Annotated in this window: 8 protein-coding genes; 7 read left to right on the top strand and 1 reads right to left on the bottom strand. The window is 52.4% G+C overall.

Features of this window, described 5'->3' with window-relative positions:
- Positions 1–256: 256 nt before the first annotated feature.
- From DL239_RS19730 to DL239_RS19700, 7 genes are all read left to right on the top strand, one after another.
- Entirely contained in the window at positions 257–550 is a 294-nt protein-coding gene (locus DL239_RS19730; protein ID WP_167685816.1) for a hypothetical protein, read from the top strand.
- Entirely contained in the window at positions 468–776 is a 309-nt protein-coding gene (locus tag DL239_RS19725; RefSeq protein ID WP_167685815.1) for a hypothetical protein, read from the top strand. The genes DL239_RS19730 and DL239_RS19725 overlap by 83 nt, the downstream gene beginning before the upstream one ends.
- 301 nt (positions 777–1077) lie before the next feature.
- The gene (locus DL239_RS19720; protein ID WP_167685814.1) at positions 1078–1377 is read left to right on the top strand and encodes a hypothetical protein; all 300 of its coding nucleotides are present in this window, start codon (positions 1078–1080) and stop codon (positions 1375–1377) included.
- Positions 1378–1528: 151 nt separating this feature from the next.
- Complete coding sequence (locus tag DL239_RS19715; RefSeq protein WP_167685813.1) at positions 1529–2683, top strand: hypothetical protein; 1155 nt, start codon at positions 1529–1531, stop codon at positions 2681–2683.
- 194 nt (positions 2684–2877) lie between these two features.
- Positions 2878–3051: a hypothetical protein gene (locus DL239_RS19710; RefSeq protein ID WP_167685812.1), complete on the top strand. Its 174-nt coding sequence runs from the start codon at positions 2878–2880 to the stop codon at positions 3049–3051.
- 154 nt (positions 3052–3205) lie between these two features.
- Positions 3206–4591 (top strand): transposase, encoded by a 1386-nt coding sequence (locus DL239_RS19705; protein ID WP_167685811.1) that lies wholly within the window; start codon positions 3206–3208, stop codon positions 4589–4591.
- A gap of 382 nt (positions 4592–4973) precedes the next feature.
- The gene (locus DL239_RS19700) at positions 4974–6569 is read left to right on the top strand and encodes a PAS domain-containing sensor histidine kinase (protein ID WP_167685810.1); all 1596 of its coding nucleotides are present in this window, start codon (positions 4974–4976) and stop codon (positions 6567–6569) included.
- A gap of 436 nt (positions 6570–7005) precedes the next feature.
- On the opposite strand, the gene DL239_RS19695 is transcribed toward DL239_RS19700, so the two are convergent.
- Complete coding sequence (locus DL239_RS19695; RefSeq protein WP_167685809.1) at positions 7006–8478, bottom strand: hypothetical protein; 1473 nt, start codon at positions 8476–8478, stop codon at positions 7006–7008.
- Positions 8479–8972 lie beyond the last annotated feature (494 nt).

The raw sequence follows: 8972 nt of genomic DNA, 5'->3' as shown, positions 1-8972 counted from the left end.
TTCTCATCGTCCACTCCTCAGTGGTTACTGATGAGCAACAAACCCTCTCTTAGCAAATACCGCTATTTGGACCCATAAGCGCTGACGTCAGACACCTTGTCCGTGGTGGCAATCAGGGCGACATGATCAAGGATAGCTGGATGGCGGAAAGCCGTCTACTGGCGCTGCGTTGGCCTAAGAGCTGGCCGTGGACAAATCAGCGCCCGTTGCCTCACTACGACGCGACAGGAGCCGTTCTCAGTCGGAATGAGGCCTAATGCTGCTCTGGGCAAAGCTGGGCCTGATCGTCGCCCTTGTCCTGGGGGCGGCATGGTTCGCGCGAGACTACACGCTCACCAAGGCTGAAAACCGTGAACTGGCCGCGCGCAATGAGCAATCCGCAGAAGTCACAACCATGCTTGGCAAGGCCATCGAAACCCAACGTCAACGGGCCGAGGCTTACCGCCAAGCCTATGAGGAATTGGCCAATGTCCAAGATGACAACACCTGCCGCAGCCCTGCTATCTCTCGTGCTTTTGACATCCTGCGAAGGAAGCGCGGTTCACCCTAACAAGATCCCGCCTGAGATCCTGAACCCGGCTCCTAAGCCAGCGCTTCCACCAGTCGGCGCCAGCAACTCTCAGATGGCCAGATACATTCTTGCCACCGAGGAATGGATGGATGGGGCCATCAGCCAGATTGGAACACTCGCCAAGATCATTTGCACTTTCACCCGGCAGAAATGCCCGGCGGATATGTCCCAAGGAACACTGGCGCTAGGGGATGCGGTGAAATGAAAACTCGCAAACTAGCTCAAGGGTTGTCCAGAGAGCGGACCGTCGGCCGTGCCTCTAAAATGTCGCCAAGGCAGCTGACCACAGTTCTGAGGCAATGTGGCTATTCCAGAAAAACGGCCTTCGCTGCCGCAAATGTTTTCAACGATGTAGTCGAAGCCTTGCGCTTGGGTAAGTTCCCTCCGCCTCGGACCAACGATGAAGCTCTGGAGGCTATAAGGAAGATCAAAAGGATTGCTGACAAACTCATTTGACCGGCCAGTCGCGCGCCGGACCCCTGCGCGGCCAACCTCGGAGGTTTTCCATGAAACTTATCCTTGTATCCGCCTTGGCGGTTTGCATCGCCGTGCCTGCAAAGGCCCAACAAAATCGCAAATGCGCTCCGCGTGCAGCCGTTGTCGATCGTCTGGCCAGCACCTATGGGGAAAGCCGCCGGAGTATTGGACTGGGTGAACGAGGAATGGTGATTAAGACTTTCGCCAGCCCCGAAACTGGAACCTGGACAATCACTGTGACCACTCCCAACGGGCTGACCTGTTTGGTGGCCTCGGGGCAGGGGTGGGAAGAGCTGGCAGAAGCGCTGCCGAATACAGACGACGCCTGAATTTCTGGCGTACGTCCACGTACACTGAAGTACCTTGGTCGGGAAATCCTGCAGCATATTCCCCTTTTTTTATGGCATTTCCGATCTAGGCTTGAACTGTAAACAGCATATTTTTGGAGTGCCTTTTCAAATTTCAAACTTGGGGTCAATCATGTCAGATGTGCTTGAAAAACAGATGAAGAACGAAGAATCTTCAGTTTCAAAGGAGATTTCCAAGGTAGTCACCGCGGCGTTGAACTCAAAAGATACGATTTCCAAGGCTGACGATATCAATGGCGGGTGTGGTGGGTGGCCGTATGCCCCGACCAAGGAAATGCTCAAAATGTATGGCAAAGTCTCGGAAGCCGCTTGGAAAAAGCTAAAGCCCGGTTACAAGAATTTTGATGTTACAATCAACGTCAACTCCCCCTCAAACAAACCGCCTTTTGCCAAGGCAGAAGCGATCTTTGATGGCGAATGGAAGGGCGGGAAAAGCATGATGGTGTCGCCAGGCGACACGATCCTCAGCATGGCCAAAAAGGTCTATGGTTATGAGAGCTACGCCGATCAGGTGTTTGAGGAAAATACCAAAGCACTTGGAAAATCCTGCCGGATATTGCCCGCAGGATTCGGGCTGAGTTTCCCGAAAATTTGGGTGCCCAACTGGAAGAAAGACCCAAAAGTCTGCGTACATCCAATTGTCAAGAAAAAGGCAGTAAAGGTCAAACTTCCAAGTGCGCAAGTATCAGCGGACATCTCCAAAAAATCCGCTGCAACACTCGTTTTTCCTGGTGTCATTGTCGTCGTCGATCTGGAAGGCAAAGCGGAATTCACGGCTCAGAAGAAAGGCGAATTGGACGCATCCTTTTCTTTGAAGGCCAACGAAGCCGAAATCAAGAAAGCACTTGGACCACTCGAAGCTGGCTACAAGATAACTGGCAGCGGTACTTCGTCCGGGTCATTGTCGTTGAAGGTCATCAATACCAAACTCGGAGGTCTGAATGTATCCGGGAACCTTAAGCTTCTTGAAGGGGCATTTGAACTGGAGTTCGCTAGTCAAACGGTTTCTTTTGTCGAAAAAGACATAACCTACTCAGGAACTGTTAAACTGACCGCGAAAATCCAAATCAAACCAAACCCGCGTAAAAAAGCACCTAAGAAAGCGCCTAAAAGGGCACCTGCAAAAGCGCCAGCACGTTCCCCGTCGGTCAGTATAGACGCAAAGGACGTTGCCGTGGGTGTTATCGTTGTTGGAGCCGTTGTGACTGTTGGATGGGCAGTGGGCTTGGCCGCTGCTGGAGGTGCGCTCATATTCGCAGCGTCTTAACGTTCGACCGGTTTGCCTGCGGGGCTGAGTAAAGCACTCTTAGTAGGGCCGTTGCAACAAGGGCAGCAACGGCCCGACGGTCAGGATTTCGAAGAGCGTCATGGGCGTTATATAGGGGCGACCCTCTCAAGAACCAAATGCAGCAGAGCCCCGGCCAGTTGGTCGGGGCCTTTTTTGTTGGATGGCCTTGAAACGTGGTCTGGGCATGCGATGGCCCACCGCCTCAGGCTGATCCAACCAAGCTGGTGGTAATCGTGCAAACTATCGAGCGTGACGCAGGAAGACGCGCGCTGGGGTGGTTGGGGGCCTCGGGGCAGGGGTGGGAAGAGCTGACCGAGGCGCTTCCGCCAGACGGTGATCCCACCTGACGGGGGGCACCCCCTAGTGTTGGGTGACAGCATGTTTGCGGCCTCGGTGCGCCGTGCGGAATTCGGCTCTAAGGGCGTATTCTGTTGAAAAACTCTTCTTGATTTGGGGGCCCTTCACTGATTCAATTTGCTTGTGAATGCAGGGGGATTGACGATGTTGGGACCTAAGCAAGAAGCGCAAGTCGCACTCTTCTACGAGTTTTCTCTCGACAACCATGTGCCTCAAGATCACCTGCTGCGCTCGATTGACCGGTTTGTGGATCTGAGCAGCATTCGAGCCCACCTTGCAGAATTTTACAGCCACACTGGCCGTCCTTCGATTGATCCAGAAGTGCTGATCCGCATGCTGTTGGTTGGGTATTGTCTTGGCATCAGGTCCGAGCGCAGGCTTTGCGAGGAGGTGCATCTCAACCTTGCTTATCGCTGGTTCTGCCGCCTTGATCTTGCGGACCCAGTACCCAACCATTCGACCTTTTCCAAGAACCGGCATGGTCGTTTTCGCGATAGCGATCTGCTGCGTCATCTATTCGAGACGACCGTGGCGCGTTGCATTGCGGACGGTCTCGTTGGCGGGCAACGCTTTGCGGCAGATGCCAGCCTGATCGAGGCGGACGCCAACAAACAGAACTCTACCCCAAAGGCAGACTTGGACACCGCAGCGATCAAGCCAGATGACGCCCCACGCTCTGTACGCGAATATCTCGACGTTCTTGATGATGCAGCATTTGGTGCGGCATCCGATGTTGAGCCCGAGTTCACATCCCATTCCGATCCCGCCAGTCAGTGGACTGCAGCCCGCAAAGGCCCCGCATTCTTCGCCTATTCTACGAACTACCTGATCGACACTGACTACAGTGTCATCGTCGACGTCGAGGCCTCAAGATCTATCCGACAAGCTGAAGTGGGGGCTGTGCGCTCGATGCTGGATCGGGTTAAAGACACGTTCGATCTGCATCCAGAACGCATCATCGCAGACACCGCTTATGGCTCGGGACCAATGCTCGGTTGGCTTGTCGACCGCAAGATCGCACCGCATATCCCGGTGATTGATAAAGCGGGGCGCACTGACGGGACCTGGAGCCGATCTGACTTCCAGTGGGACGCCGAGAACGACCAATATGTTTGCCCAGAGGGGCAATCACTCAAACAGTTCCGCCGAAATTACTCTGATCCCAACCGAGGCCCAGACGGCAAAGGTGTCGCCAAATATCGCGCATTAAAAATGACGTGTCAGGCATGCCCATCCAAAGCAAAATGCTGCCCCAACGCCGCCTTCCGCTCCATCACGCGCGAAGAACACGAAGACGCCCGTCAGGTCGCCCGCGACATTGCCAAAACCAAACAATACGTCATCTCAATGCGGCTCAGAAAGAAGGTGGAAATGCTCTTTGCCCACCTCAAACGCATTCTTGGGTTGGGGCGGCTCCGATTACGTGGACCATGCGGCGCAAATGACGAATTCCTTCTCGCCGCAACCGCCCAAAACCTCCGTAAACTGGCCAAGATCTTTCCTGCACCGCAGCAAGCGGGCAAAGCATGATAAGAAAGGCGCTCGCGCGACGTTCAGTCCCTTATTTTCTGCGCCAGCAACACGGTGTTTTTCCACAGAATCGGCAGTTTGCAGCCGCTCGCTGCGCCCTGCACAAACGGCAGCTAAGCGCAGATTGCGACATTTGCAAAATTTAGGCGCAACTTCAAAGTCGCCATTTAGGAGGCATGATATGTAAGTCGCACTGAGCCCATTGGCGCCTAGTTTGGGTGTTACGAGCAGACCAGAACGCTCGCAATTATTCTCGGCCGATCGTCTTCAGATTTGATTAGGAGTGATCCAATATGTTAAATTGTGTAGGAATAGATCTGACGCCGGACAACTAGGCATATGTTCTTGTGTGCAAAGGAAGTAATGAGTGGAACGATCTGGAATGAAAGACCTTTACGCCATATTGGACGCTGTGGGTATGGCCGTCATCATTTTGGAGATCGGCGACGATGGGGCTCCCCGGTATATCGCCATGAACAAGCGCTCTCGAGAAATTACCAAGATACCCGAGCAAGGCTGGTTCGGCAAAACGGCTTTGGAGATATTCGGCGGTTCCACCGGCGAGCGGGCGCTCGCCTTACATATGGACTTGGCGCGTACTGCACAGGAAACCACCTACGAAATTAATTTGCCAGCAGTTAACAAAACCCGACACATTCGAACGACCATGACCCCCATATTCGACGCAGCAGGGAAATTGACCCACCTTGTAGGCTCGTCGGCGGATATAACCTCGGAGCGTGAACGCGATGCTGCTTTAGAACTCACCAAGATTGCCAAGGAAAAGGCAGAGGAAGCGAGCCAGGCTAAGGAAAGGTTTCTGGCCAACATAAGCCATGAGATCCGAACACCGATGAATGGCATCCTTGGGATTTGCGAGTTGTTGAAAGAAACCGATCTGGATCATGAGCAGTCTCTATTCGCCAGTACGATATTCAATTCTGCCAATGCGTTGCTTGAAATAGTCAATGACGTTCTGGATTTTTCTCAGATCACGGCGGATAAGGTCTCGCTTCACTATGAGCCTTTTTCATTGCGCGACCTCATTGACGAAATCGCGATGCTTCTTTCAGCCAAAGCAGCCTACAAGCACTTGGATTTTCGCGTCGATTACCCCGAAGAAATCCCATCAGAGTTCATAGGTGACGCCAACAAGGTCCGTCAGATCCTGTTGAACTTGATTGGAAACGCGGTGAAATTTACCGAGAAAGGATATGTATCGGTCGCGGTTTCCTATGATCAGGGAGCATCATCGGGACCTCTGCAGTTTGAGATTTCAGACACTGGATGCGGAATTGAGCAGGGTCATCTACGTTCCGTTTTCGCGGCCTTTGAGCAAGCCGATGGTTCTCCAAAAAGGCGATCAGAAGGGACAGGCCTTGGCCTTGCGATCACACAAGCCCTTGTTGAGCGGATGGGCGGAGAGGTCTCTGTCAAATCTCTTCCCGGTCAGGGCGCTACCTTTATCGTGCAGCTTGACCTTGCGCCACAGGCTGCGAACGGGTGGCCACCTGAAACAGCGGTGGCGGAGGTTCCGCCAAGTAAGCGAGAAGCGGGTGGAACCAAAGAATCCGCTGCTCCTGCGGAAACAGCGCTGACACAGCTGCGCGGCATGAAGGTCCTTGTGGCTGAGGACAATAAGACTAACCAACTGGTCGTGGGGAAAATGCTCAAAAAATCCGGTGTAGACGTCTGCTTTGCCATGAATGGCTCCCTTGCGTTCGAGGCGTATCAAAACTCAGTATACGACTTGATACTGATGGATCTTTCCATGCCAGTTATGGGGGGGGTAGAAGCAACGCTAAAGATCAGGAAACACGAGCAAGACACCGGGCGCTCGCAATGTAGAATTATTGCTCTTACGGCGAACGCGCAGAAAAGCGATGCATTAGCTTGCAGTGAGGCAGGAATGAATGGTTTCTTGACAAAGCCGTTTCGGAAAACCGAGCTCTGGGCTTGTCTCAACGCCCTTGATTGAGGTGTCACTATTCTCAGCATTTCTCCAAAATGCTTAGCGAAGTGAGTGCAATCACACGACCAGGTTACGAGGCCCTTGTCTACTTTTCATGTTCAGAAATTTGTGAAAACCTGCCATTTCTGGACGCCTATAGTGAACGTTCGGCCAAATACTGGTAGGCTCTTCATAGTGACCCGTACTGAACGTCCGGTTTTAAAGTGTTCAGTTTCGGCACCAGGTCCGCTTTGGGCTAGAACGGGTCATTAGACGAGTTTTGCACGAAGGTCCAGTAAGGGCCGTTCGCTACATTTGTGGGCGAGTGAAGTGCCTCAATTGCTGCATCATGCACATTTCGGCACTAGGGGCAGAGAGCCGGCTTTGGCTACGATCTGCACACAAGAATTTCTGGTGATTTCATCAAATTTTCTATTTCCTCTGTCAGTCTGAGTATTGAAGATCATGAACGGCTGGTTTGCTGGTCAGCTTTGATCCGTGCTGCGAGAAGAAAGATTAGAGCAGCGAGCCAAAGTATTTCTGCAATGTTCCAAGTCATCATAGATGGCCGGAATTCTGCCAGAGGTCTGCCAAGGACCACTACCATGGCCATCGCCGAAAAAAGGAAGATCAGTGACCGGTGCAAAGTCGAGGACACATGGCGTTGAAGAACAAGAGCAAGCGCTGCCGTCAGAACCAGCGCGACTCCTACAGAAATAATTTTGATGGAGATCCAACCGATGACATAGATGGCGAGGCTCATACAAAATGCTGGCAGTAGGCCTAGTCCGAAAAGGACCGGCAGCGTAGTACGGCGTAACAAGCCTGGCACGGCTACTAGCAACATGACTGCAGCCATGGTCCAACCCAGCAACCCATCACTTAGGTAGAAGAGTTGATCATCTCGATCGTACCCTTGATCAACTTTAATAGGAAACGACCCGAGTTGTGGATTAGTAGTTGGTTCTGCTAGTCCCGATAACGTCAGCATATTTTCAGATCCAGGCACTGGTTGCATGGTACCTTTTCTTGGCCAGGGCGGAGCAAGCTGGTCTGGATCACGCGACACAAATGGGGCAGAGGCCCGGTCGGGGAGCACCCACTTTGCATGAGTACTCCACCAACCGGTGTGGATACTGTCTGGAGGTGGGGCTTTGGGAAAATCAGGTGACGCCCAGTCGGTATAGAGCGTCAATTCCCGGTGGTGCCCGTGCAAATTCAAATAGATGTCGCTCGTCCCCAGCAATGTAAGTTCCAAGACGATCGAACCAAATGATCTTGGATCGCCCACACGTGCGTAAAAACGCCGGTCGGTCACAAAAGTTGGTTTCTCGGATAGTCTATAACGCACCCCATCAATTTCAATAATGATGGGTTCAGGTGTGGCTGGCGAAGAACGCAGTGAAATGAATAGTTGTGCCTGATCCCATTGCGGACGTTCGTCTGGAGCGAGTTGATTGAGTGCAGCTTCAAAGTCATATGTAACGGTTGATAATAGCTCCAACCGGCGATAGGGAACGGCAAAACTGCCTTCTAGGAAACGCTTAGCCAGCAAAGAAATGCTGACTTCCTGTCGACTTGGTTGGATCACTAACGGCGGCCCAAATTCGCTACCACGAGTAACTGGAACCAACAGTGACGGGCCCGGGGAAACATCTAGAATGTACCCTACAATGTCCGTTGCAGTGGAATGAGCGCGAACATAGGCTCTTCCCCGAGTATCCACGACATATTCCCCAAGCACGATCAACGGGGCAATGCAGAGAGCCGTCAAAATAAGGCCAACAGCTAATCGAAATACGGCTGACCGGAGTCTACGTATAGTAAGCTTTTTTGAGCCAACATTCCCCATGTAGAACGCCGTCCTTTCGGAATTTTCTGCAGCTTTTCGCTCAGATAAATCCTTTCGGGCACGTTGGGCTGATTTATCTGACATTCCCCAAGTAGAGCGACAGAAGGCAATGTCACGCTATGGGCGGCGATATTGCGGTCTGGATTAAACGTTTTTGACGTCGGCGACTTTAGTCAAATAGGGTTCCCGTATCGGCTTTCCCGGCCCGCTTACTTCCGATTTCCAAAAACGGGTATTCAGAACACCGAGGCAGCATCAGCTCTAAAGGAGTCGCCGTCATTTTAGTAAATAGTAAAGGAGGGCAAGGAGTGTGCTGGAAACGCTACTGGGCTTTGTTCTAGTCTGTAGTTGTCCAGCAAGGGAGACTGGCTTCAATCCTCAAACGGTGACATCCCCATCGCCAAAGCGGAAATACTAGGTGCTGATCAGGCTGTCTTTGACTTCAACCGTACCAGCGGAATTCGAGCCGATGGAGTAGGTTCGAATCCCAGTCTAGCCATCAAACGATTACTGGTAAAAACGCCGGGGAACAGAACGGGACCGAAACATGAATGTTGAGAAACGTGTCGAGAGCGTTT

Source organism: Parasedimentitalea denitrificans (assembly GCF_011813015.1).
GTDB lineage: Bacteria > Pseudomonadota > Alphaproteobacteria > Rhodobacterales > Rhodobacteraceae > Parasedimentitalea > Parasedimentitalea denitrificans.
The sequence above is the reverse complement of the archived record's forward strand: the minus strand, read 5'-3'. Positions and strand labels throughout refer to the sequence as shown.